The sequence below is a fragment of the Mammaliicoccus sp. P-M59 genome (assembly GCF_022386135.1).
GTDB lineage: Bacteria > Bacillota > Bacilli > Staphylococcales > Staphylococcaceae > Mammaliicoccus > Mammaliicoccus sciuri_A.
Genome location: NZ_JAJNJJ010000001.1, coordinates 513,218 through 536,273, shown reverse-complemented (window position 1 = coordinate 536,273; position 23,056 = coordinate 513,218). Strand labels below are relative to the sequence as shown.

At 31.6% G+C, this 23,056-nt stretch carries 26 protein-coding genes and 2 pseudogenes; 21 read left to right on the top strand and 7 right to left on the bottom strand.

Annotated features, from left to right (window positions below):
• Positions 1-119 precede the first annotated feature (119 nt).
• Genes LQ617_RS02625 through hfq form a run of 3 tightly spaced genes read left to right on the top strand, consistent with a single transcriptional unit; the run spans position 120 to position 2,233 of the window.
• The gene (locus LQ617_RS02625; RefSeq protein ID WP_159315067.1) at positions 120-1,067 is read left to right on the top strand and encodes an alpha/beta fold hydrolase; all 948 of its coding nucleotides are present in this window, start codon (positions 120-122) and stop codon (positions 1,065-1,067) included.
• Entirely contained in the window at positions 1,060-1,989 is a 930-nt protein-coding gene (miaA, locus tag LQ617_RS02620) for a tRNA (adenosine(37)-N6)-dimethylallyltransferase MiaA (protein ID WP_239739433.1), read from the top strand. Before LQ617_RS02625 ends, miaA begins: the two co-directional genes overlap by 8 nt.
• Before the next feature lie 13 nt (positions 1,990-2,002).
• A complete protein-coding gene (gene hfq, locus LQ617_RS02615; RefSeq protein ID WP_037587879.1) occupies positions 2,003-2,233 on the top strand; it encodes an RNA chaperone Hfq in 231 nt (76 codons plus the stop codon).
• Positions 2,234-2,299: 66 nt separating this feature from the next.
• Here hfq and LQ617_RS02610 read toward each other — a convergent pair whose 3' ends face one another.
• Positions 2,300-2,773 carry a glutathione peroxidase gene (locus LQ617_RS02610; protein WP_037587881.1) on the bottom strand — a complete coding sequence of 158 codons (474 nt, stop codon included), beginning with the start codon at positions 2,771-2,773 and terminating at the stop codon, positions 2,300-2,302.
• A gap of 109 nt (positions 2,774-2,882) precedes the next feature.
• Here LQ617_RS02610 and hflX point away from each other — a divergent pair, with 109 nt between their 5' ends.
• From hflX to LQ617_RS02585, 5 genes and pseudogenes are all read left to right on the top strand, one after another.
• The gene (gene hflX / locus LQ617_RS02605; RefSeq protein ID WP_206167095.1) at positions 2,883-4,121 is read left to right on the top strand and encodes a GTPase HflX; all 1,239 of its coding nucleotides are present in this window, start codon (positions 2,883-2,885) and stop codon (positions 4,119-4,121) included.
• 11 nt (positions 4,122-4,132) lie between these two features.
• Positions 4,133-5,380 carry a methionine gamma-lyase family protein gene (locus LQ617_RS02600; RefSeq protein ID WP_239739432.1) on the top strand — a complete coding sequence of 416 codons (1,248 nt, stop codon included), beginning with the start codon at positions 4,133-4,135 and terminating at the stop codon, positions 5,378-5,380.
• A gap of 85 nt (positions 5,381-5,465) precedes the next feature.
• Positions 5,466-5,703: pseudogene (locus LQ617_RS02595) on the top strand (MerR family transcriptional regulator); the annotation flags it as partial.
• 137 nt (positions 5,704-5,840) lie between these two features.
• Complete coding sequence (gene glnA, locus LQ617_RS02590; protein ID WP_025905621.1) at positions 5,841-7,181, top strand: type I glutamate--ammonia ligase; 1,341 nt, start codon at positions 5,841-5,843, stop codon at positions 7,179-7,181.
• Between the two features lie 384 nt (positions 7,182-7,565).
• Positions 7,566-7,913 carry a hypothetical protein gene (locus LQ617_RS02585; protein ID WP_204167693.1) on the top strand — a complete coding sequence of 116 codons (348 nt, stop codon included), beginning with the start codon at positions 7,566-7,568 and terminating at the stop codon, positions 7,911-7,913.
• Between the two features lie 44 nt (positions 7,914-7,957).
• Here LQ617_RS02585 and LQ617_RS02580 read toward each other — a convergent pair whose 3' ends face one another.
• The 3 genes from LQ617_RS02580 to LQ617_RS02570 all read right to left on the bottom strand — a co-directional run bounded on the left by LQ617_RS02580 (position 7,958) and on the right by LQ617_RS02570 (position 10,132).
• On the bottom strand, positions 7,958-8,575 hold the full coding sequence (locus LQ617_RS02580) for a DUF4352 domain-containing protein (protein ID WP_232193808.1): 618 nt from the start codon (positions 8,573-8,575) through the stop codon (positions 7,958-7,960).
• Positions 8,576-8,946: 371 nt separating this feature from the next.
• Positions 8,947-9,582, bottom strand: coding sequence for a sugar O-acetyltransferase (locus tag LQ617_RS02575; RefSeq protein ID WP_239739431.1), 636 nt, complete (start codon positions 9,580-9,582; stop codon positions 8,947-8,949).
• Positions 9,583-9,685: 103 nt separating this feature from the next.
• On the bottom strand, positions 9,686-10,132 hold the full coding sequence (locus tag LQ617_RS02570; RefSeq protein ID WP_204188642.1) for a MepB family protein: 447 nt from the start codon (positions 10,130-10,132) through the stop codon (positions 9,686-9,688).
• 219 nt (positions 10,133-10,351) lie between these two features.
• On the opposite strand from LQ617_RS02570, the gene LQ617_RS02565 reads away from it, so the two are divergent.
• The 6 genes and pseudogenes from LQ617_RS02565 to LQ617_RS02540 form a co-directional block, all read left to right on the top strand.
• Positions 10,352-11,092 (top strand): sulfite exporter TauE/SafE family protein, encoded by a 741-nt coding sequence (locus tag LQ617_RS02565; protein WP_204167690.1) that lies wholly within the window; start codon positions 10,352-10,354, stop codon positions 11,090-11,092.
• 18 nt (positions 11,093-11,110) lie between these two features.
• Entirely contained in the window at positions 11,111-11,584 is a 474-nt protein-coding gene (locus LQ617_RS02560) for a pyrimidine dimer DNA glycosylase/endonuclease V (RefSeq protein ID WP_191835524.1), read from the top strand.
• Between the two features lie 4 nt (positions 11,585-11,588).
• Entirely contained in the window at positions 11,589-11,957 is a 369-nt protein-coding gene (locus LQ617_RS02555; protein WP_239739430.1) for a YbgA family protein, read from the top strand.
• An 88-nt stretch (positions 11,958-12,045) separates the two neighbouring features.
• Positions 12,046-12,210 (top strand): hypothetical protein, encoded by a 165-nt coding sequence (locus LQ617_RS02550; protein WP_162841924.1) that lies wholly within the window; start codon positions 12,046-12,048, stop codon positions 12,208-12,210.
• A 154-nt stretch (positions 12,211-12,364) separates the two neighbouring features.
• Positions 12,365-12,574, top strand: coding sequence for a hypothetical protein (locus LQ617_RS02545; protein ID WP_037587900.1), 210 nt, complete (start codon positions 12,365-12,367; stop codon positions 12,572-12,574).
• 153 nt (positions 12,575-12,727) lie between these two features.
• Positions 12,728-12,871: pseudogene (locus LQ617_RS02540) on the top strand (TM2 domain-containing protein); the annotation flags it as partial.
• Positions 12,872-13,574: 703 nt separating this feature from the next.
• Here the strand turns inward: LQ617_RS02540 and LQ617_RS02535 are convergent.
• Positions 13,575-14,498 (bottom strand): diacylglycerol/lipid kinase family protein, encoded by a 924-nt coding sequence (locus LQ617_RS02535; RefSeq protein WP_239739429.1) that lies wholly within the window; start codon positions 14,496-14,498, stop codon positions 13,575-13,577.
• A 158-nt stretch (positions 14,499-14,656) separates the two neighbouring features.
• On the opposite strand from LQ617_RS02535, the gene LQ617_RS02530 reads away from it, so the two are divergent.
• Positions 14,657-15,163 carry an N-acetylmuramoyl-L-alanine amidase gene (locus tag LQ617_RS02530; RefSeq protein WP_224658719.1) on the top strand — a complete coding sequence of 169 codons (507 nt, stop codon included), beginning with the start codon at positions 14,657-14,659 and terminating at the stop codon, positions 15,161-15,163.
• Between the two features lie 50 nt (positions 15,164-15,213).
• Here LQ617_RS02530 and LQ617_RS02525 read toward each other — a convergent pair whose 3' ends face one another.
• Positions 15,214-16,014, bottom strand: a complete 801-nt coding sequence (locus LQ617_RS02525) for a hypothetical protein (protein WP_126477421.1) — start codon at positions 16,012-16,014, stop codon at positions 15,214-15,216.
• A gap of 255 nt (positions 16,015-16,269) precedes the next feature.
• On the opposite strand from LQ617_RS02525, the gene LQ617_RS02520 reads away from it, so the two are divergent.
• The 3 genes from LQ617_RS02520 to LQ617_RS02510 all read left to right on the top strand — a co-directional run bounded on the left by LQ617_RS02520 (position 16,270) and on the right by LQ617_RS02510 (position 18,163).
• Positions 16,270-17,154 (top strand): NAD(P)-dependent oxidoreductase, encoded by an 885-nt coding sequence (locus LQ617_RS02520; protein ID WP_239739426.1) that lies wholly within the window; start codon positions 16,270-16,272, stop codon positions 17,152-17,154.
• A gap of 4 nt (positions 17,155-17,158) precedes the next feature.
• On the top strand, positions 17,159-17,488 hold the full coding sequence (locus LQ617_RS02515) for a nucleoside triphosphate pyrophosphohydrolase family protein (RefSeq protein WP_037587904.1): 330 nt from the start codon (positions 17,159-17,161) through the stop codon (positions 17,486-17,488).
• An 81-nt stretch (positions 17,489-17,569) separates the two neighbouring features.
• Complete coding sequence (locus LQ617_RS02510; protein ID WP_051575391.1) at positions 17,570-18,163, top strand: hypothetical protein; 594 nt, start codon at positions 17,570-17,572, stop codon at positions 18,161-18,163.
• Positions 18,164-18,201: 38 nt separating this feature from the next.
• On the opposite strand, the gene LQ617_RS02505 is transcribed toward LQ617_RS02510, so the two are convergent.
• Positions 18,202-19,575, bottom strand: a complete 1,374-nt coding sequence (locus LQ617_RS02505) for an aspartate kinase (RefSeq protein WP_239739425.1) — start codon at positions 19,573-19,575, stop codon at positions 18,202-18,204.
• Positions 19,576-19,772: 197 nt separating this feature from the next.
• On the opposite strand from LQ617_RS02505, the gene LQ617_RS02500 reads away from it, so the two are divergent.
• The 3 genes from LQ617_RS02500 to thrB are packed head-to-tail and all read left to right on the top strand — an operon-like array spanning position 19,773 to position 23,024.
• Positions 19,773-21,050 carry a homoserine dehydrogenase gene (locus LQ617_RS02500; protein ID WP_126477418.1) on the top strand — a complete coding sequence of 426 codons (1,278 nt, stop codon included), beginning with the start codon at positions 19,773-19,775 and terminating at the stop codon, positions 21,048-21,050.
• Position 21,051: 1 nt separating this feature from the next.
• Positions 21,052-22,116: a threonine synthase gene (gene thrC, locus LQ617_RS02495; RefSeq protein WP_025905878.1), complete on the top strand. Its 1,065-nt coding sequence runs from the start codon at positions 21,052-21,054 to the stop codon at positions 22,114-22,116.
• Positions 22,113-23,024, top strand: coding sequence for a homoserine kinase (gene thrB / locus LQ617_RS02490; protein ID WP_126477417.1), 912 nt, complete (start codon positions 22,113-22,115; stop codon positions 23,022-23,024). Before thrC ends, thrB begins: the two co-directional genes overlap by 4 nt.
• Positions 23,025-23,056 lie beyond the last annotated feature (32 nt).

The following is a 23,056-nucleotide window of genomic DNA, read 5'->3' as shown; positions in this document are numbered from 1 at the left end:
TTTAAACCTGCTGACAATTTTTGTTGGCAGGTTTTTTATATTATATGTGATGGATTTGTGAATATATTTTTAAGCACTATAGATTTTGCTATAATGTCTTATAAGGGAGGCGCATGTCTTTGAGACGATTTAATCATAGAATTACATTATCTACAGAACAAACTTTAGAAGTTACAATTGATAAAACGGATGAAAAACCGTTTGGAATTATACATATACTGCATGGTGTGGCTGAACATAAAGATAGATATGATGCAGTAGCAGAATATTTATGTAAAAGAGGTTTTCATGTTATCCGTCATAACCACAGAGGTCACGGTATGAACATAGAAGCTTCTTCAAGAGGTCATTTTAATGCATTACAAGAATTAGTCGATGATGTTAAAGAAGTAAGTGATACGTTTAAAAATGAACTTAATCCAAAATTGCCATTTATAATGCTAGGACACTCTATGGGTTCGCTAGTTGCGAGACAATTTGTTCACGATTATCCTAATGATGTAGATGCGTTGATACTTTCAGGGACGGTTGTTTACCCTAAAATTCAAGGCAAGTTAAATTTATATGCATTAAAGTTTGTGAATTTATTTTTAGGTAGTCGCACGAAATCAAAATTTATCAATAATATTGCTTTTAAGACAATGAATCGACAACATAAAGATTTAAATAAAGATAATAAATGGTTAAGTCAAAGTGATGAAAATCGCGAGCAATATGAAAAAGATGTTTATTCAGGATTTCCAATTTCACATAAAGTACTTTTAGAAACAGTAAAGGCAGCTGTCCAAACGAAGAAAATCAATTATATTAAAAAACAAAATTTAAATATGCCGATTTTACTAGTATCAGGTAAAGAAGATCACTTTGGTGGATTCGGTAACGGTATTAAACAGTTAGCTTCTATTTATAAACGTTCAGGCGTTAAGCATGTCACAGTACAATTATATAAGAATAAGCGTCACGAAGTTTTATTTGAGACGAACCGTTATGCAGTGTATGAACATTTATATAATTGGTTGATGGTACAAATTAAACAATTAGAAAAAGAGGAAATATCAAATGAATGAAAAACCATTAATTGCAATAGTAGGCCCTACTGCAGTAGGTAAAACAGAATTAAGCATTAAATTAGCAAAATCTTTAAACGGTGAAGTTATCAATGGTGATGCCTTTCAAATTTATAAAGGTCTAGATATTGGTACAGCAAAAGTGACAGAAGAAGAAAAAGAAGGCGTTGTTCATCATTTAATAGATGTTTATGAACCGGATGAACCATATTCAGTTTATCGATTTAAACAAGACTTTGAAAGAATTGTAAAGGATATTCATGCTAGAGGTAAATTGCCGATACTTGTCGGTGGAACAGGTTTATATGTACAGTCAGTTTTATATGATTATAACCTTGAAGAAGAAAAAATCAGTTCTGAAAAAATGGGAATTACAAAAAATAAATTAAATAAATTATCTAAATGCTCAAATATTGAATTGCACAATTATTTATATGAAATCGACCCAGAAACTGCGTCATCAGTGCATCCGAACAATCGTAAAAGAGTAGAACGAGCAATTGAATATTACTTAAATACAAAAAAAACTTTAAGTGAAAGAAAGAAAAGCCAGACATTTTCTGGAAAATATAGTACAATATTAATTGGGATAGAAATGTCGCGCGAAACATTATATCAAAGAATTAATATGCGCGTTGACATGATGTTGCAGCGAGGATTATTAAGAGAAGTGTCTAATCTTGTTGAGAAAGGGTATGAAGATTCACAAAGTATGCAAGCAATTGGATACAAAGAATTGATACCAGTAGTAAAAGGAGAAATAGACATAGAAACTTCTACAGAACAAATCAAGCAAAATTCAAGAAGATATGCCAAACGTCAAATGACATGGTTTAAAAATAAAATGAATGTGACTTGGTTTCAACGGGATAAACAGTCTTTAACAGAAATCGCAGACAACGTAATCCAATTATCCAAGTGAAGGGGAAAGTCATATGGCAGAGAAAGAAAATATTCAAGAAGTTTTACTTAAGAAATTCAAATCAGAAGGAACTGAACTTACAGTATTCTTACTAAATGGATTTCAAATGAAAGGGAAAATTGTCGACTTTGACGACAAAGTTGTATTATTAGATATTCTAGGGAAAGAACATCTAATTTACAAACATGCTATCTCAACTTTCGTAGATGCTCAAGATGATGAAAATCAAGATAGCGAACAATAATCGTGTATGAAAAAATAAGCGGCTAGGACATTTTATTGTCTTAGCCGCTTATTTATGTGTAATCAATTATAATACTGCTTCTATTGAACTTCTCAATTGTTCAGGACTTTTTTGTGGAGAAAATCGATTCACAACTTCTCCGTCTTTATTTACTAAGAACTTAGTAAAGTTCCATTTAATTGATCCATTTAAAATACCTTTTTTAGCAGAAGTAAGATATTCATAAAGTGGATGTTGTTCTGAACCTTTAACTTTTATTTTTTCATGCATTGGGAAAGTTACACCATAATTTAATTTACAATTTTGGTATGCTTCATAAGAGTCACCAGGTTCTTGATTACCAAATTGATTACATGGGAATCCTAGCACCACGAAATCTTGATCTTTATAATCTTGGTATAAAGCTTCTAACCCTTCAAATTGAGGTGTGAAACCACATTCACTTGCTGTATTAACAATTAAAATAGCTTTTCCTTTATACTCAGATAATGAATATTCTTCACCGTTCGTTTTTGCAACAACGAAGTCATAAATTGACATTGCCATCACTCCTTTTCTTAATTCTATTATAATCAAAAATTTATCAAAGTCATATCAATTTGCATGCATGTTTATATGTTAAAATATATTTAAAGTGAGCGTGATAAAAATGAAAAATGATATGAAGTCGACAAAACATGAAACAGAAAAAGTAATCCTGTTAGCAATTCATGATAAAAAAGATGATGAAGCAACATTTAAATCAACAGTTCAAGAATTGGAATCTCTTGCTGTTACAAGCCAACTAGAAGTCATGGAAGTCTTCACTCAAAAAAGAGAACGACCTGATCAACAGTATTATTTTGGTAAAGGTAAAATAGAAGAAGTCATTGAATATATCGAAATGAATGATATTAAAGTGAATGCAGTCATCGCAAATGATGAATTGACAACTGCGCAATCGAAACATTTAGATGAGTTATTTAACACAAAAATTATAGACCGCACTCAATTGATTTTAGAAATTTTTGCGCAAAGAGCTTCAAGTAGAGAAGGTCAATTGCAAGTTGAATTAGCACAGTTAGATTATTTATTGCCGAGATTATCTGGACACGGCAAAAGCTTATCTCGTTTAGGAGGCGGAATCGGTACGAGAGGTCCAGGTGAAACGAAATTAGAAACAGATAGAAGACATATTCGTACTCGAATGAATGAAATAAAGCATCAACTAGAAACAATCGTTTCTCATCGTTCACGTTATAGAGAACGACGTCAACATAATCAAGCATACCAAGTTGCATTAATTGGTTATACAAATGCCGGTAAATCTTCGTGGTTTAATCAGTTATCAAATGATGAAACATTTGAACAAGATTTATTATTTGCGACTTTAGATCCTAAATCTCGCGCCATTACAATAAATGACGGGTTTAACGTCATACTTTCTGATACAGTTGGGTTTATTCAGAAGTTGCCTACAACATTGATTGCAGCATTTAAGTCTACTTTAGAAGAAGCGAAATATGCACAATTACTCGTTCATGTTGTAGATGCAAGTCATCCACACTATATGGAACAGTATGAAACGGTTATGACTTTAGTTAATCAATTAGATATGGGCCATATTCCGATGTTAGTCGTATTTAATAAAAAAGATTTAGCGCCTTCTAATCATTCAGCAATATCAGGACAATCTATATTTGTTTCAGCTAAAGATTCTAATGATAAAGCTATATTTAAAGAAAAATTAGTCGATATGATTAAAGAGACAATGGATTACTATGAAATGGATATTCCATCAAGTGATGCTGACAAATTATATTGGCAAAAAACCCATACTTTAGTTGAAAAAATGGATTTTGATGAAGAAACAGAAACATATCACATAAAAGGTTATAAACAGAAATAAGAGGTAAACAAATGGAACAGAAATTAAAAGAATTAATTATTGATGTAGAAAAAGAATTAAGACCATATTTTGATCAAATCGAACATAATGCATTAATTGCGCAAGAACATGTACTTGATGCATTTCATGAAGTAAAAATCACTGAATCAGACTTAATCGGTACAACTGGATATGGGTACGATGATGTAGGTCGAGATCATTTAGAAGATGTTTATAGTAAAGTATTTAAAGCTGAAGACAGTTTAGTAAGACCTCAAATTATTTCAGGTACGCACGCTATAACATTAGCGCTTAACAGCCAACTGAAATATGGAGACGAATTATTATATATTACAGGAACACCTTATGATACGTTATTAGAAGTAATCGGTATAAATGGTAATGGTATAGGAAGTTTTATCGAACAAGGTATCACATACCGAGAAGTACCATTGAAACAAAATGAAATAGATATAAACTCAGTGTTAGAAAATATTAATGAAAATACTAAAGTCATTGCGATACAAAGATCTAAAGGTTATAGTTCGCGACCTTCATTAACAATTTCACAAATTGAACAAGCGATCAAAGCGATAAAAGAAAGACATCCAGATAAAATTGTCTTTGTAGATAATTGTTACGGAGAATTTGTTGAAGATAAAGAACCCATTGAAATTGGCGCAGATTTAATAGCAGGTTCTTTAATTAAAAATCCAGGAGGTGGTTTAGCTAAAATTGGTGGTTATATTTCAGGAAAAGCTGACCTGATAGAACGTTGTGCATACAGATTAACAGCACCAGGAATTGGTAAAGAAGCGGGCGCATCTTTAGGAAGTTTACCAGAAATGTATCAAGGGTTCTTCTTAGCACCACATGTTGTCAGTCAAAGTTTAAAAGGTGCTTTATTTACTTCTCGCTTGTTAGAAAAATTAAATATGACAACGACACCGCATTATCAAGATAAACGAACAGATATTATTCAATCTGTTACTTTTGAAACAAAAGAACAAATGATTGCATTTTGTCAGTCGATACAACACGCATCACCAATTAACGCTCATTTTAGTCCAATGCCTAGCTATATGCCAGGTTATGAAGATGATGTTATCATGGCTGCAGGTACATTTATTCAAGGATCTTCAATTGAATTAACGGCAGATGGTCCAATTAGACCACCATATGAAGCATACATTCAAGGTGGCTTAACTTATGAACATGTTAAAATTGCGATAACGCGTGCTGTAGAGCATTTAATCAAGCAAAAGCTTGTTGAATTATAAAAGATGTAAGGTTTCCTGACATTCATTTGTTTTCTGAAAATTTATGTGCTAAATTTATAACAAGTTCTTACAAAAGGAGGCGGTCGTGCTGTCAAGAGATATAATCAGAAGAAACATGGCCGTGTTCCCGATTGGTGTCGTAATCAAGTTAACAGAGCTAACAGCCAGACAAATCAGATACTACGAAAGCAATGAGCTCGTTTCGCCCAAAAGGACTGAAGGTAATCAACGGTTATTTTCTTTAAATGACCTTGAACGATTACTGGAAATTAAAAATCTTATCGAAAAGGGATTTAATATGAAAGGGATCAAACAAATTCTTTTAGAAGAAGAAAATGACCTTTCTGATGAAGAACTGAAGATGAGAGAGCGGGTAATTAGAGGAACTTCTAAAACAGAGGGACCACTTAACCGTGGAGATTTATCAAGATTTTTTAATTAAAAACTGGAGGATAATCACATGGCTAAACAAACTTTTACAAAAGAAGATATTTTTCGTTTTGCTGACGAAGAAAACGTACGTTATTTAAGATTACAATTTACTGATATTTTAGGAACAATTAAAAATGTTGAAGTACCAATTGCACAATTAGAAAAAGTATTAAACAATGAAATGATGTTTGACGGTTCTTCAATTGAAGGATTCGTGCGAATTGAAGAATCGGATATGTATTTATGTCCTGACTTAGACACTTGGGTAATTTTCCCTTGGACTGCAGGAAAAGGCAAAGTAGCACGATTAATTTGTGATATTTACAATCCGGATGGCAAACCATTCCCTGGTGATCCACGTACAAACTTAAAACGTGTATTAAAAGAAATGGAAGAGTTAGGATTTACAGATTTCAACTTAGGACCTGAACCAGAATTCTTCTTATTCAAATTAGATGAAAAAGGAGAACCAACATTAGAATTAAACGATAATGGTGGATACTTCGACTTAGCACCTACAGATTTAGGTGAAAACTGTCGTCGTGATATCGTTCTAGAATTAGAAGATATGGGCTTTGACATTGAAGCAAGTCACCACGAAGTAGCACCAGGTCAACATGAAATCGACTTTAAATATGCTGATGCTATAACAGCATGTGATAACATTCAAACATTCAAACTAGTTGTAAAAACAATTGCGCGTAAACATAACTTGCATGCGACATTCATGCCAAAACCATTATTTGGTGTAAACGGAAGCGGAATGCACTTTAACGTTTCATTATTCAAAGGTAAAGAAAATGCGTTCTTCGATCCAAATGGAGAAATGCAATTAACTGATGATGCATATCACTTTATTGCTGGTATCTTGAAAAATGCACGTGGATTTACAGCAGTATGTAACCCATTAGTAAATTCATACAAACGTTTAGTGCCTGGTTATGAAGCACCATGTTATATCGCATGGAGTGGTCAAAACCGTTCACCATTAGTAAGAATACCTGTATCTCGCGGATTATCAACACGTGTTGAAATTCGTTCAGTAGACCCAGCAGCTAATCCTTACTTAGCATTAGCTACTATCCTAGAAGCTGGATTAGATGGTATTAAAAATAAATTAACACCACCAGAATCAGTAGATCAAAACATCTATGAAATGGATAGAGAAGAACGTGAAGCGGTAGGCGTACAAGACTTACCATCAACACTTTATACAGCTGTTAAAGCAATGAAAGAAAATAAAGTTGTTAAACAAGCATTAGGTAATCATATCTATCGCCAATTCATACAATCTAAATCATTAGAGTGGGATTATTACAGAACACAAGTATCAGAATGGGAAAGAGATCAATACATGAAGCAATACTAATTGCTATTAACCCTCAAAGCATAAGCTTTGAGGGTTTTTTTGTGTGGATTTTGGGGGAAGTGAGTGATGGTGATTGAGAAGATAAAGTAATGGGTTGGTGGCAGTATGAATAGGCTGGCTATAGTAACAAAAGTTGGGCGAAATGTAACTAAGGGTGTCTATAGTAACAAAAGTCCGTGGAATTGTAACTAAGGATGGCTATAGTAACAAAAGTCGTAAGAAATGTAACTAAAGTAGAAGACACAAAAATAGGCGTAGTGAAACTTGATTTAAAAATAAATGTATTTTATAATTATATAAAATACAGAGAATAAAATAGACTGAGATATCGTTAGTTAGCTCACACCATAATAAAATAATAATAACAACTAAGAGGTGATAAAATTGGATTTTGTAACAAGACCTGAATTTGAAGAACATAAAAATCATATGGACTCGCGCTTTAATACACTTGAAGATAATATCAAGGAAGTAAAGCAAGAATTGGCTACAACAAGATTAGAATTAAAAACAGATATAAATAATTTAAGGTCAGAGTTTAAGAGCGATATGAATAACTTAAGAACAGAGTTAAAAACTGATATAAAAAATTTGAAAGATGATCTTATATCTTTATTTGATGAAAAAGAAAAGGCAAAAATGGAAGAGATGAAACATACTCAAATAAAATGGTATATTGCCACAACTCTCATTATAATAGGATTTGTAGGAAGAATATTAGGATTTTATTAAATCAAAAAAGACCACCTACAGAGAGATGATCTTTAAGTTTGTAGTTAATTTAAATTAATTTCTGATTTAGAAGTTCCTAATAAATTATTTTGTACTTGCAATATTTTATTATCTTTATTTATTAAATCCTCAGATACATCAAATGCTATTTTACCTGTCATTTCGCTGTCAGGATTTAATTTTTCGAAAATAAAATCATTTTTGATGCTGCCATCTTCCCCTTGATTTGCTGATAAAGAACCTTCTGAATCTGGTTCAAGTGTCTTGTCACCAATTTTTAATTTAAACATATTACTGTCTAAAGTAACAGGGTCATTACCATTGTTTTTAACAGTAATTTCAACAATAAGGTATGTACCTTTAGCTTCATGAGGGGCAAAGCTATTTCCAACAGTTTTGGAGTTATTTACAGACTTAACTGTATAAACTAATTCATCAATTTTTACTTTATCTCCGATTTTAAATGTCTTTTCATCTTTTTGATTTTTCTCCGACGAATTTTTATCTTTGGAACTTGTTGAACTTGAAGATTGATTAGAATTACTACCTCCAATCATAACAGTACATGCTCCTAATAAAACTCCTAAAATAACAATAACTCCTAGACAGCCGAAGCATCCCCAGAGTAACCTCTTTTTATTATTAGGTTTACTATCTTGCATATAAATTACTCCTTTCAAAAGTTATTATATTAATACATATTGATGTATTTAATATCATATATAAATTTTATTTTGTTATTTTTTTCCAATATTGGATAAAAAAATAACGCTTAAACATATCAATAATTCAAGTTAATCATGTTTTGAATTATTGAAGTGTATATAAGCGTTGAAGAAGTTTCTCTATATAAGTTTCAACAGTAGTTTAAAGGAAGTTAAAATTAAATCAGAAATAGTGCAAGATTTAATTATTGATAATTTAATAAATCTAATATACTATATTTATTAAATTATATCAATGCCAGAATTAAGAAATTTGAGATCTAAATCAAAAAAAGACCACCTACAGAGAGGTGATCTTTTAAAGACTATCATTTTTCTACTGATTGTCTTTTTTTCTCGTAATATTCTAATTTCATTTGATGCCATTTATCATAATCAGAACTTGTGATTTGCTTAATGACTTTTGCTGGATTTCCACCTACAACTGTATTGGGTGGCACGTCTTTTGTTACGACTGCTCCTGATGCGATTACAGAGTTTTCTCCTATCGACACGCCTGGTAATACGACTGCATTTCCACCAATCCATACATTATTTCCAATATTAATTTCATGACCAAATTCTAATTGTTCATTTCGAATTGTGGGATCAATAGGATGACCTGCTGTATATAAACTCACTCTTGGACCAAACATAACATTATCACCAATATTGATATAATTAACATCTAGAAATATACAATCCATATTAGCATAGAAATTCTCACCAATATTGATATGTCTACCGTAATCAACATAGAGTGGTGGATGTAAGTATATATTTTCTCCTGTTTTACCAAAAAGTTCTTTTTCTAATTTAATAATTTCATCACTATTTTCAATAGGTGTATGATTAATTTTATCTGCTAACATTTTTCCTTTTTTTGAACCATTAGATTCATGAATATCATGCGCTAAGTATAGTTCGCCTTTAAGCATTTGCATATAATCAAAATCATTCTGCATAACATAATTCCCCTTTATATGAATATGAACATATTATATCTCGTTGAACTTGTATATACAAGTTAAGAGGTTAATGATGTTATTTGATTCATTACATTTATTGCTATAAGTTAGATAAATCTATGAAAAATTCTTTTTGCCAATTTTGAGTTTGACTAGCAGTCTTATTTAAATGATTTTCCCATGGTGGGTAAACTCTCATTGCCATTTTTCCATTTACGTCGTGATTACTTATGATTTTCTGCTTAAGTAGAATATCTTTAGGAAAAATAAACAGCCCTTTTTTATTATTATCTAGTATAGCTATGATGAGTTTTTCTGGTGTTTCTGAATATGTATAAGGTCTGTTTTGATCATTTTGATCTTTAACCCAAAATACGACAAAATAGCCTTTTTTATTAGATGTCTTTTTAGCACATCTACTTCTATAAGTAATATTGTGAATTTGAAAACTACAAGCTTCATACTTAATATTAAGTTCTTCAAGTTTGTAGTCTTCAATTGGTTCATTATTAAAATAGCTTTTTATTAATTCAATTGACTCAAACAATTTCAAACCTCCTTATATGACTTTTCATAATTGATTATAACAAAGATTGAACTATTAAATACGCTAGTAAAATATTCTAGTATTCCCTTGTTTTTATACTCTTTTCATATTTTTTAGTTCTTAAAAAAGGTATAATGGAAGTAGAATATTAATGAGATTTTAACACTTTCTAATGTTTAGAAGGTGTTTTTATTTTATAAACATATAAAAGGGGATTCTATGGATATTACTATTTGGACACTCGTTATTTTTTCAATTCTACTGGGGGCTATGGTACGAATTGTGTTTGGGTTTGGTGAGGCTTTGGTTACGATGCCATTACTCGCTTTATTAAATTTAGATTTTAAATTGTCTATTTCTGTAGTGGCAATTGTAGGATTATTAGTGGCTTTACCTGTGTTTATTAGAAGCCGTGGCAATCTTGATTGGTCTATTATTAAACGTTTATTAATGGGTTCTATTATTGGAACGCCTATTGGTATTGTAATTGTTAAATGGGCAAATGAAGATGTGATTATTAAGTTTTTAGGGGTATTTATAATATTATATGGTACTATTAATCTTGCTAATTATTATAAGAATATATACCAAGTTAAATTGAATATTCCAAAGTTTTATGACTATATTGCAGGTGTTGTTTCAGGTGTTTTAGGTAGTGCATATAATAGTCACGGTGTACCGATTATTATATATGGAACTTTGAAAAAATGGCATGTTACTGATTTGAAAAATATTTCACAAGTACACTTTTTTATTACAGGTTGTTTTATTGTCTTTAGTCACGGTGTTTCAGGATTTTGGTCAATCTCACTTTGGTATTTATTATTGGCCATTTTACCGCTTCTCATCCTAACATTATGGTTGGGTCATACCATCAATAATAAAATTGATCAACGTGCTTTAATTAAATATATTTATATGTTGTTGATTTGTTTCGGAATCATCATGATTGTTAAATAATGAGAGAGGAATTACACAATGCAAATTTTTAGAGTTCATGAGAATCATGAAATAAGCGCAAAATTTCTAGATAACCGACGTCTTTCTAAACAAGTATTAGAACTTTATCAAATCATTAATGTATGTTTAGCGAAGCTTGAATATATTGATGGCAATACACGTTATTTAAGTCATCCTATCGTGAAGCATGTTTATAATGATGGTTTTCCTTATTTAGCTGACACTTATGAATTATTGTTAGAAATGGATAAAGAACATAGAAGAAGAGGTGGGAAAAGGTCAAAAGACTTTGAGCATCAAATTTCAAATATGGGTGATTTGATTGATACTGGTATTAAAGATGGTGTATTTTCTACTGAAAAGTTACCACCTATATTTGTTTATGGTGAAACGAAATTAATGAGTGACGAAGCTTATTTAGAATATGAAAAATTATTATTTATGAAATGGACAGCAGATAAAATTGCACCTCGGTGTAATATAAGTAGGTGATAATATGAGTAAGAGAGCAGATATGGAAAAGTTATGGAGATATGAAAAATATAATGTCATGATGCATAGTCAAAAGTCATATTTAGATATAAGAGAAGCTTTAAAGGGAGATATCACATATGACGATTTACAAAGTATGATTGATGATGCTAAAGCCATAGTTCCGACTAAAGGTTCAATCATCAATACTTATGATCATATGTGGGGGTATTTTAAGAAAATTGCTACTGAAGAAGAACGTAACCAATATTTGCAGTATAAATCTCAATATCAAGAGAATGAAATTCAATACCAATGTTTAATCAAATTTATATACAAGCTTGCTGTGAAATATAATCAAAAATATTTATTAGAATCTACTATTTTACATTGATTTACCATTCAAAGTTTAATGATGATTGTGTAACAATGAAAAGGGTAAATATTATATAGAAAGTAGATTTTCAAGGAGGCTGAATAAAATGGAAGAACGTGTATATCAAAAAATGTGGGACACTTTAAAAAAAGAAGTGCAATTCAATATAGTGGAACTCGAACAAATGGAAGAAGAAAACGAATCTCCAGGATTAAAAAAAGCCCAGAACATGATGGATCATCTAGAAAAAGAGTTTATCAAAAATTCATAATCAATCATAATCATTTAAAAACATTTAAATTTGTTCTGTAAATCTATAAAATATATGTAATTATACATTATTAATAAGTATTTACATCAATTCCCTCTAGATTCGCTTAATATAGTTTTGTAGTATTTATATATTAAGTTTTTTGGAGGCAGTTATGTTTTTTGATAAAAAGATTATCGTATTTGAGAATTTAGAGAATAAATACAATCAAGAAGAAGCAAAAAATATATTTTTGAGACATTCCATTGATTATGACTTTATTACAATAAGTAGCCAATCTATTATTTTAGGTGGATTACAATATCCTTCAGCACAGAACAAAGAACAATTTATTGCTGATTTTAATGACTATTTAGGGAACTAATGCATTTAGCTGTCATCAAGTTTAAAACTTGAGACAGCTTTTTTTATTGATAAGTGACAAAATTGTCATACTATCGCTGATTTTGTTCGTTTATATTTGGGTAATATATGTATATAGAGACTATAATGAATTTATAGTTGAAGGAGGGATATTATGCTCGTAAATAAATGGATTTATATCGCATTAGCTGTGTTATTAGGAAACTTTGGCGTTCATAAATTTTATGCACAAAAACCAGTTGTTGGACTATTACACTTAGCATTCTGTTGGACAGGGATTCCACATGTTATCGCATTCTTCAGTGCTATATTTGCATTGTTTAGACCATCTGATGAACATGGTAATATTCAAGCATAGTATGTTGTGACATGCTTTTATTAAGTTTTTAAAACCCTAGATATCATTATAAATAATTTTTCGAAAAAAGAGTCTCGGACAGAAATGTTCTAGACTCTTTTCATATTTTTAGAAATAGGAAGGGCAGAATATTGCTAGAGGTGTACGACAAGCAATATTCTGGACCTTGTATTTATCAAGACTAGTGAAACAAGATAAATAGTGGCCTTGTATGTATCAAGATTGATCAAACAAGATAAATAGGGGCTTCGTATTTATCAAGACTGACGAAACAAGATAAATAGGCGCCTTGTATTTATCAAGACTGGCGAAACAAGATAAATAGACGCCTTGTATTTATCAAGACTAGCCAAACAAGATAAATATACGCTTTGTATTTATCAAGACTAGCCAAACAAGATAAATATACGCTTTGTATTTATCAAGACTGATCAAACAAGATAAATAGGCGCCTCGTATTTATCAAGACAGGCGAAACAAGCAACATAGGAGCTCCGTATATTGCAAGACTGCCCAAACAAGCAACATAGAAGCTCCGTATATAGTAAGACTCCCCAAACAAGCAACCTAGAACTTCACGTTTACATTGATTTTTCCAAATAAAAGAGACTGGCACATAATGTAATGTCTCAGTCTCTTAAATTTATGCATTATTCAAATCTACATATAGCAATTTAACTTGGTCACGTAATATTTTTATTTCAACAGGTGTTTCGAATAGAATTTCACCGTCTATATCTAATTTGGCTGATGGATCAGTAGATAACGTAGCTGATTCACATGATATATGTTGTATGCTATCACTAATCTCGTTCCAATTCATGCTATCTTTTACTTTAAAGAAGTCATTGATAATACTGAAATTTTGTTTGTCGAAAATAAATATATGCATTTTCCCGTCATTAGGTGATAAGTCTTCTAAAGGAATTCTACTACCACCTACGTGTTGACCATTCGCAATCAAAATCATTGAAGTTTCTCCTGAATATGTTTCGTTATCAGCTGTTAATTTATATTGATAAATTTCTGGGTTAGCTACCGTTTTGATTGTAGAAAAAATATAACTGAATTTACCTAATAATTCTTTTTGATTGGATTCAACATTTTCAGCGTTTTGAACCATTAAACCAATACCTGCAAAGTTAAGGGCATATGTACCATTGACATCTAATACATCAAATGACTTAATTTGACTCGCTAATAAATCTTGAGAAGCTTGCATTGGTTTTTGAGATATATTTAAAGTCTTCGTGAAATCATTGAAAGTTCCACCAGGTAAGACACCTATTGGTATTTGGAGATTGTTTTCTACGACACCATTTATTAATTCGTTTAATGTTCCATCGCCGCCTAGTATAAAAATAACATCATAAGCTTGTTCGTTTGTATCGGCAGCTAATGTTTTACAATAAGAACGAATTTGTCCTTCTTCTTTACTTAATTTTATTGTTAATTCATCACAAAGCTGTGTTAAATTTTCTGTAACTTGTCCCAGTTCTTTATATATATTACCTTGGCCAGCCGCCTCGTGGTAAAATAAAATTCCTCTATGAAAATGTTGTGTCATAATCATGATACCTCCTGTATTGTACCTTTTATTACAATACCATGTATGACGATTGATAAACAATTTTAAATAAAATATTTTAATGTGTTAAAATAAATAAAAGCATTGAAAAGGGGAGTATTATTATCGCTTCACAAAATGATTATATCCATTATGAAATGGAAAAAAGAAAGCAACCTTTACTAGGTGTTGTAATCCATAACGATGCAAGTGAATTAAATGCTAATGAATGGCGTGAAGTATTAATAAACGCACCTGAAGAAAGATATGTTCAAGGTATTGCGCATTATTACATCGATAGAAATCAACAATGGCAAGCGATTGATACTGAGCGTATTGCCTGGCATACTGCTAATCCAATAGGTAATGAACAATATTTAGGGTATGAAGTATTAGAATCTCTCTCGAGTACAGATGAAGAATTTTTATTAAATGAGCAAGAAACGTTAAGAGCAATCGCTTCAGATATGATTGATTATAATTTAACACCTAATCGAGATACGGTTCGATTACATTTGGAGTTTAGTGAAACAGAATGTCCACATCGTTCATTAGAAATTCATACGAATTGGAAGACGACAATAGATGGCATGCCGGATGAGTGGATTATTAATGAAATGAAAGATTATTTTATAGAACAAATTAAACAATATATGTTGAATTAAAAAAAGCGTGTGGATATGAAATCATTTGATTTCAATCCCACGCTTTTTAATTATTGTGCATATTGTTGTTGTATTTGAACTAATGCATTATAGAATAGTTCAGGTTGTTCAGGACCATTGTATGTTCCTTTTTCTAATGCAGTTAATGAAGCTTTTTCAGGATTTGTTAATCCGCCTTCATATTTTTGTCTCCATTCTGCATTAATAGAATTTAAGTAAGGATTTTGACCTGTTTCATTGTAAATTTGTTGAGCTTGTTCTGCACCAAGTGCTGAATTCGACTGACTATTACTTGCAGCATTGTTAGCATCATTGCTAGCTGCGTTATTAGCGTCATTAGCTGCTGAATTATCAGCATTTGAAGCGCCATTGCTATTTTGGTCAGCGTTGCTATTAGCACCATTGTTTGATCCATCAGAATTAGCTGAATTATTGTTATTTGCGTTATCGTCACTATTAGCATTTGAATTGCTTGAGTCAGAGTTAGAAGCACTATTACCGTCTGTGCCACTACTATCATCTGAGCCATTAGTGCCATTTGAATTAGAGTCACTAGACCCGTTATCATCGGAGTTATTACCATCTGAATTTGAACTAGCAGAATCGCCTGAAGCGACATCATCAGAACTACTATCAGAGTCCTTACTGCTGTCTGATTTACTGTCTGATTTATCATCAGACTTTTTATCTGAATCTTTATCAGACTTACTATCTTTAGATTTAGATGCATCATCAGATTTCGAAGAATCTTTATTTGCAGATGAATCATCTTTGCTGCCGTTACTATCATCGTTACCGCATGCTGCTAAGAATAAAAATGAAGATAGTAACAAGATTAAAAATTTCTTCATATATAAACCCCATTTCTTTTTTTGTTTGACACTTATGTATCAACAATAATTCAATACCACTAAATATTAATCTCAAACAAAATTTATTATTATTTTTTTAAACTTTTTATACCGTTTTAATAATAGTATTAAAAATCGTACAAATGTCCTTTTTATAATCATTAAGTGAATCTATAAGACTAAGTGAGTTTGTTTAGATTTTTCTGATAAATCTGTATAATGTTTATATGATTAGAATATGTAGGAGGAATTGAAATGACTAAAAAAATAATCGGCTTTGTAGGTACAGGTGTTATGGGTAAATCTATGGCAACCCACTTAATTAATGAAGGTTATGAAGTAAATGTTTATAATAGAACAAAATCTAAAGCAGATGAATTGGTAGAAATAGGCGCGATTTGGTGTGACACTATTGCAGATTTATCTAAGACTAGTGATGTGATTATATCTATCGTTGGTTATCCTAAAGATGTTGAATCTATTTATTTAGATGAAAGTGGCATTATAAACAATGCAAAAGAAGGCACAACTATTATAGATATGACAACTTCAAGCCCTGCTCTTGCAGAGAGCATTTACAACGAAGCAAAAACAAAAAATATTTACAGTTTAGATGCACCTGTATCTGGTGGTGATGTTGGTGCGAAAAATGCTACATTAACGATTATGGTCGGTGGAGACGAAGAAGTATTTAAGCAAGTTGAAGATATTTTCAATGTTATTGGACAAAATGTTGTCTATCAAGGTAAAAGTGGCAATGGTCAACATACGAAACTTGCTAATCAAATCGCAATCGCAGCAGGTATGTTAGGTGTAGCAGAATCCATTATATATGCTGAAGAAGCGGGATTAGATATTGATAAAGTATTCAGTTCTATTGAACATGGTGCAGCGGGTAGTTGGTCATTATCCAATTTAGGACCAAGAATGGTCAAAGGAGATTATGCACCAGGATTTTATGTTAAACATTTCATTAAAGATATGAGAATTGCGATAGAAGAAAGTGAAAAAAGAGGCTTATATATGCCTGGATTATTAAAAGCAAAAGAAGTATATGATGCATTAAGTGAAGCAGGTTTTGAAGATAATGGTACTCAATCTGTTATTCAATTATTAAAAGATCATATTAAAAAGGGGTAAAACAATGGATTTAAATGAATATCAAAATCTTGCATTAAGAACTATGTCTGATGTTAAAAGAGATCCAGATAAAAGCTTAATTAATGGAGCATTAGGTTTAACAGGAGAATCTGGTGAAGTTGCAGATATTGTTAAGAAATACGTATTTCATGGTCATGACCTAGATAAAGAAGCATTAAAGAAAGAACTAGGGGATGTACTTTGGTATATCGCATGTTGCGCTTCTGCTCTTGATGTAGATCTGGATGAAATTGGTCAGCTAAATATTGAAAAACTTAAAAATAGATATCCAAATGGATTTTCAAAAGAAGATTCACTAAATCGTAAAGAATAATCAACAATTATCTATTGGATAATAATGACAAAACTGTTAGAATGAAAAGGAGTGAAAACGCTTACGTAGGAGGTAGCTATATTGGAAGGAAACGAACAATATTTATCTATAGATGAACTAAAACAGTTAATGTCTGACTATCCATTTCAATATATTGTTTGTGGACAAAGTGCGATTGATTTATTTTTGAACGAATATACGCACACTAAAGAAATCATGAGCATAACAGTAAGCAGAGAAGAAGAGCTTGCTTTAGCAAACTACTTTTTAGAACGCCATTATCAAATAGTAGTTGAGACACCATTGAATGAACTAAAAGAAATTACTGTTGAAGAACTTAGAGATTATAAGAAATATTATATTTATAATAAGAAGAGCGAATGTAAAATTCTTAAAGTTTATATATATGAAACGAAAGATGAGAAATGGCAATTTAGTCATGATCACAATATAGAAGTGGAAGATTACAAAATATACTTTCATAGCTTAGAACATGATGTGAAGTATTTGCGACCAGAAATCCAAATGATGTACAAGCTATATCATGAGCTGAGACAAGATGATATTTATAAATATCAAAAATTAATACAACATTTAAGTTATTATCAATTCTTTATGCTTAGAAAAGTAATAGGTAAAGATAAACTCAATCAGATTATTTTATCAGATACATAAAAGAAGCTGACGATTTAATCGTTGGCTTCTTTTTGTTATTATGCGAGTTGAGTTGTTTTATTTGCGAAGTATTCATCATATATCGCTTGAACGGCTATATCAGAATATTGCTCATCAATCCCAAACATCATAGAAATTTCAGATGATCCTTGGTTAATCATATTTAAGTTAACATTTCTCTTACTAAGTGCTGCAGTTGCTCCAGCTGCTGTTCCAACTGCTTTATTCATTCCTTCTCCGACAATCATTAAAATAGCTAAATCATAGTCAATTGTTAACTCGTCTACAGGAATATTTTCTCGAATTTTATTTAAAACTCTTTCTTCTTTTCCTTTAATTTGAGTCGATCTCATAATAATACTAATGCTATCAATACCAGATGGGATATGTTCGATTGAAATGTTTTCTTCTTCTAAGATACTAAGTACTTTACGTGTAAATCCAACTTCTCTATTCATTAAGTACTTTTTGACGTTGATAATTGTAAAACCTTTATCACAGCTTACGCCAGAAACGATATGAGATAAGTTAGAAATGTTACGTTCACTTACAATGTATGTTCCTTTATCAGTTGGTCTATTTGTATTCTTGATCACAACTGGAATGCGATCTTTATAAAGTGGCTCTAGTGCCTCATCATGAAATACGCCAAATCCGGCATATGATAATTCACGCATTTCTCTATATGTGATTTCTGGAATTACTTCTGGTTGAGATACGACTGTTGGGTTTGCTCTAAAGATACCTGATACATCCGTAAAGTTCTCGTACAAGCTTGCTTTAATACCTCTTGCTAAAATAGCCCCTGTAATGTCAGATCCACCTCTAGGGAAAGTCACGATATCACCATTTTCAGAATAACCAAAGAATCCAGGAATGATTAATTTCTCATCATATTCACGTAATTTATAAATCTTCTCATACGACGATTCTAATATCATTGCGTTTCCTGGTTCATCTGTGACGATGATGCCTGCATCTTTAGGCGATAAGTAACGTGTAGGGAAACCTAACTGACTATTATATTGTGCGATAAGTTGCGCATTGAAATCTTCTCCACAACTTTTTAAACCATCTAGTAAGCGTTCAGGTTTATCATGATACATGTTTATCAAATTTAATAAGTGGTTTTTAATTTCATCTAAAATAGAACGATCCATGTTCAATTCAGTCACAATTTCTTCATAGCGACCAACAATTTGGCTGAGTTTGTTTGAATAATCTAATTGATTAATAACTTTTTCATATAAGCGTATGAGCAAATCCGTTGTTTTAATGTCTTCTTTAAATCTTTTTCCAGGTGCAGATACGACTACAATTTTTCTTTCATCATCAGCGTTAATGATGTTAACGACTTTTTTAATTTGCTCACTGTTAGCGACGGAACTTCCGCCAAATTTTGAAACTTTCATTTTATCAGTCCTTTTACTGGGGGTAATGTAATTGTAGCTCTTTACAAAGCGAGAAATAATGATAATATTACTATTAATTCTAATTATTCAAACTTTACAAAAAACTTTAATGAATTTATACTATAATAAACTTGAGTCTATTTCAAGTAGACATTTGTATTTTTAACAAGAACAATATATTTAAGGTGAGTGAGGAAATGAAAGTATTAAATGTAGCAGTATTAGGTCTTGGCACTGTTGGAACAGGTGTCGTAAAGATTGTCGAAGAAAATAAAAAGCAAATAGAAGACACGATTGGGAAATCTATACATATTAAACATATTCTTGTGAGTTCTATTAACAAGAAACGTGCAATTAATACTTCTAGCTATCATTTAACTGAAAATATTAACGAAATTTTAGAAGACGATGAATTGGATATCGTTGTTGAAGTAATGGGTGGTATCGAACCAACAGTAGAATGGTTGAAAGCATTTCTTTCTAAAGGTATACACGTCATTACTGCAAATAAAGATTTATTAGCCGTACATTTAAGAGATTTAGAAGATTTAGCTGAGAAAAATAAAGTTGCGCTTAAATATGAAGCGAGTGTAGCAGGTGGTATTCCGATTGTGAATGCGATTAATAATGGATTAAATGCCAATAATATTAATCAATTTATGGGTATCTTTAATGGCACATCTAACTTTATTCTTAGTCAAATGACGCGCGAAGGAAAATCATATGATGAAGCATTACAGCTTGCAACAGATTTAGGTTATGCAGAAGCGGATCCAACTGACGATGTTGAAGGAATTGACGCAGCTCGTAAAGTCGTAATTACGAGCTATTTATCATTTAATAGAGTCATTTCGTTAAATGATGTTGAAAGAGTTGGTATTTCTGATGTTGAAATAGAAGATATTAAAGTTGCAGAAAAATTAGGCTATAAAATTAAATTAATTGGTCAAGGTAAATATGAGAATGGCCGAGTTATATCAAGTGTTAAACCAACATTATTACCAAACAGTCATCAAATGGCGCATGTTGAAGATGAATATAATGCTATATATGTTATTGGTGATGCTGTTGGAGATACTATGTTTTATGGTAAAGGTGCAGGTAGTTTAGCTACTGGTAGTGCTGTTGTATCTGATTTATTAAACGTTTCATTACAATTTGAATCAGATTTACATACGTTACCACCACACTTTGAACTTAAAACAGAACGTACGAAAGAAATCGTTGAAGATGAAGTGGTTAAATTCCCACTGAAAAATAGTCATTTTATCATTGTTGAAAGTGACAAAGATGAAGATGTCTTAAGAGATGACATTAAAGCGACAATCGAATTTCATAGAAGTGTTAAAGTAGAACAACGAACTGAAAATACGTATGGTATTGTCATCAGAGGTATTGATGAATTACCTGTTGATCAATTAAAAGAAAATGGCATTAATATTTTGAAATATTATCCAATTGAAGGAGATAAGTAATATGGGCAGATGGCAAGGATTAATTCATAATTATAAAGAATATTTACCAGTAAACGAAGGAACACCTCAACTGACATTAAATGAAGGTAATACACCATTAATTCATTTACCTTATTTATCAGATAAATTGAATATTAATTTATTTGCTAAATTTGAAGGTCTTAACCCTACAGGTTCTTTTAAAGATAGAGGTATGGTAATGGCAGTTGCAAAAGCGAAAGAAGAAGGTAAAAAGATTGTGATTTGTGCTTCTACTGGTAATACATCAGCTTCAGCTGCCGCTTATGCTGCAAGAGCAGGCTTAAAAGCAATTGTTGTTATTCCTGAAGGTAAAATAGCACTTGGTAAATTAGCACAAGCAGTTATGTACGGTGCTGAAATTGTATCAATTAAAGGGAATTTTGATGAAGCATTAAATATCGTTAAAAAAGTAGCAGAAAAAGGTGAAATAGCACTTGTAAACTCTGTAAATCCTTATAGAATTGAAGGTCAGAAGACTGGTGCATTTGAAATTGTTGAGCAATTAGATGGTAAAGCGCCAGACTTATTTGCGATACCAGTAGGAAATGCTGGAAATATCACAGCATATTGGAAAGGTTTCAAAGAATATCATCAATTAAATCAATCAGGTTTACCTGTTATGTGTGGTTTCCAAGCTGAAGGTGCGTCTCCAATCGTACAAGGTAAAGTTGTCACAAATCCAGAGACAGTAGCGACTGCGATTAGAATCGGTAATCCAGCAAGTTGGAAATTAGCTGAGGCAGCACGTGATGAGTCAAATGGACTAATTGATAGTGTAACAGATGAAGAAATCCTTAAAGCGTACAAACTTATGACAAGTAAAGAGGGTGTCTTCAGTGAACCAGCTAGTAACGCTTCAATTGCAGGTTTGTTGAAATTGCATGAGCAAGGTAAATTAGAGCCAAATCAAACCGTTGTCGCAATTTTAACAGGTAATGGATTGAAAGATCCTGATACTGCAATCGATTTACTTGATTCGCCAATTACACCTTTAGAAAATGACGAACAAGCAATTATTGATTATATTGAGCGTGCATTACAATGAAGAAATTAAAGCTTAAAGTACCAGCCTCAACTGCTAACCTTGGGGTTGGTTTCGACTCAATCGGAATGGCTCTAGATAAATATTTAGAAGTAGAAGCACATCTTTCCGAAGATGGAAAATGGCATTTTGAGCATATTGGACCTCATCTTCAAGGTTTACCTGACAACGAGGACCATTATATTACTAAAATTGCACAAACTGCTACAAAGAAATTTTCTAAAGAAATGCCTGCATTAAATTTAAAAATGTATAGCGATATTCCACTTGCGAGAGGGTTAGGTAGTTCAGCATCTGCGCTCGTAACAGGTTTATTTCTTGCTAATTATTTTGCGAATCTAAAGTTATCTAAATATGAACTTCTACAACTTGCAACTGAAATTGAAGGACATCCAGATAATGTTGCACCAACAATTTATGGAGGTTTAGTTTTAGGCGTATATGATCCAGAAGCTAAACATACGGATGTCTCATATATTGATATACCAAAAGTCGATGTAATTGCTACAATACCAGCGTATGAGTTATCAACAGAGAAAGCACGTAAAGTATTACCAGAAACATTATCTTTAAAAGATGCCGTTAAATATAGTGCGATTAGCAATACGATGATCAGTGCGTTAATTCAACATAATTATGAATTAGCTGGAAAGATGATGATGAAAGATGGTTTTCATGAACCTTATCGTCAACATTTGATCCCTGATTTTGAACATATTAAAGCATTAGCTTTAGAACATGGTGCGTATGCGACAGTCATTAGTGGTGCTGGTCCAACTGTATTAACGCTCGTCAAAAAAGAATTGAGTGGTAAGCTTGTGAGAGCCTTACAAGACGAATTCGAAGATTGCGAATCAGAATTGGTAACCATTAATCGATACGGCATTAGCCAAAAAATTATAAACTTATAATTAAAAATGAGATGCTTATATTCTATGTATGA

Bases quoted from the DNA above. Each gene is read 5' to 3' on its own strand.
- hflX (WP_206167095.1), top strand. From the start codon at position 2,883: ATGAAAAATGATATGAAGTCGACAAAACATGAAACAGAAAAAGTAATC.
- thrC (WP_025905878.1), top strand. From the start codon at position 21,052: ATGGGCAGATGGCAAGGATTAATTCATAATTATAAAGAATATTTACCA.
- glnA (WP_025905621.1), top strand. From the start codon at position 5,841: ATGGCTAAACAAACTTTTACAAAAGAAGATATTTTTCGTTTTGCTGAC.
- LQ617_RS02610 (WP_037587881.1), bottom strand. From the start codon at position 2,773: ATGTCAATTTATGACTTCGTTGTTGCAAAAACGAACGGTGAAGAATAT.
- LQ617_RS02535 (WP_239739429.1), bottom strand. From the start codon at position 14,498: ATGACACAACATTTTCATAGAGGAATTTTATTTTACCACGAGGCGGCT.
- LQ617_RS02520 (WP_239739426.1), top strand. From the start codon at position 16,270: ATGACTAAAAAAATAATCGGCTTTGTAGGTACAGGTGTTATGGGTAAA.
- LQ617_RS02560 (WP_191835524.1), top strand. From the start codon at position 11,111: ATGCAAATTTTTAGAGTTCATGAGAATCATGAAATAAGCGCAAAATTT.
- LQ617_RS02600 (WP_239739432.1), top strand. From the start codon at position 4,133: ATGGAACAGAAATTAAAAGAATTAATTATTGATGTAGAAAAAGAATTA.
- LQ617_RS02575 (WP_239739431.1), bottom strand. From the start codon at position 9,582: ATGCAGAATGATTTTGATTATATGCAAATGCTTAAAGGCGAACTATAC.
- LQ617_RS02515 (WP_037587904.1), top strand. From the start codon at position 17,159: ATGGATTTAAATGAATATCAAAATCTTGCATTAAGAACTATGTCTGAT.
- LQ617_RS02550 (WP_162841924.1), top strand. From the start codon at position 12,046: ATGGAAGAACGTGTATATCAAAAAATGTGGGACACTTTAAAAAAAGAA.
- LQ617_RS02565 (WP_204167690.1), top strand. From the start codon at position 10,352: ATGGATATTACTATTTGGACACTCGTTATTTTTTCAATTCTACTGGGG.
- LQ617_RS02525 (WP_126477421.1), bottom strand. From the start codon at position 16,014: ATGAAGAAATTTTTAATCTTGTTACTATCTTCATTTTTATTCTTAGCA.
- LQ617_RS02530 (WP_224658719.1), top strand. From the start codon at position 14,657: ATGGAAAAAAGAAAGCAACCTTTACTAGGTGTTGTAATCCATAACGAT.
- hfq (WP_037587879.1), top strand. From the start codon at position 2,003: ATGGCAGAGAAAGAAAATATTCAAGAAGTTTTACTTAAGAAATTCAAA.
- thrB (WP_126477417.1), top strand. From the start codon at position 22,113: ATGAAGAAATTAAAGCTTAAAGTACCAGCCTCAACTGCTAACCTTGGG.
- LQ617_RS02555 (WP_239739430.1), top strand. From the start codon at position 11,589: ATGAGTAAGAGAGCAGATATGGAAAAGTTATGGAGATATGAAAAATAT.
- LQ617_RS02545 (WP_037587900.1), top strand. From the start codon at position 12,365: ATGTTTTTTGATAAAAAGATTATCGTATTTGAGAATTTAGAGAATAAA.
- LQ617_RS02505 (WP_239739425.1), bottom strand. From the start codon at position 19,575: ATGAAAGTTTCAAAATTTGGCGGAAGTTCCGTCGCTAACAGTGAGCAA.
- LQ617_RS02500 (WP_126477418.1), top strand. From the start codon at position 19,773: ATGAAAGTATTAAATGTAGCAGTATTAGGTCTTGGCACTGTTGGAACA.
- LQ617_RS02580 (WP_232193808.1), bottom strand. From the start codon at position 8,575: ATGCAAGATAGTAAACCTAATAATAAAAAGAGGTTACTCTGGGGATGC.
- miaA (WP_239739433.1), top strand. From the start codon at position 1,060: ATGAATGAAAAACCATTAATTGCAATAGTAGGCCCTACTGCAGTAGGT.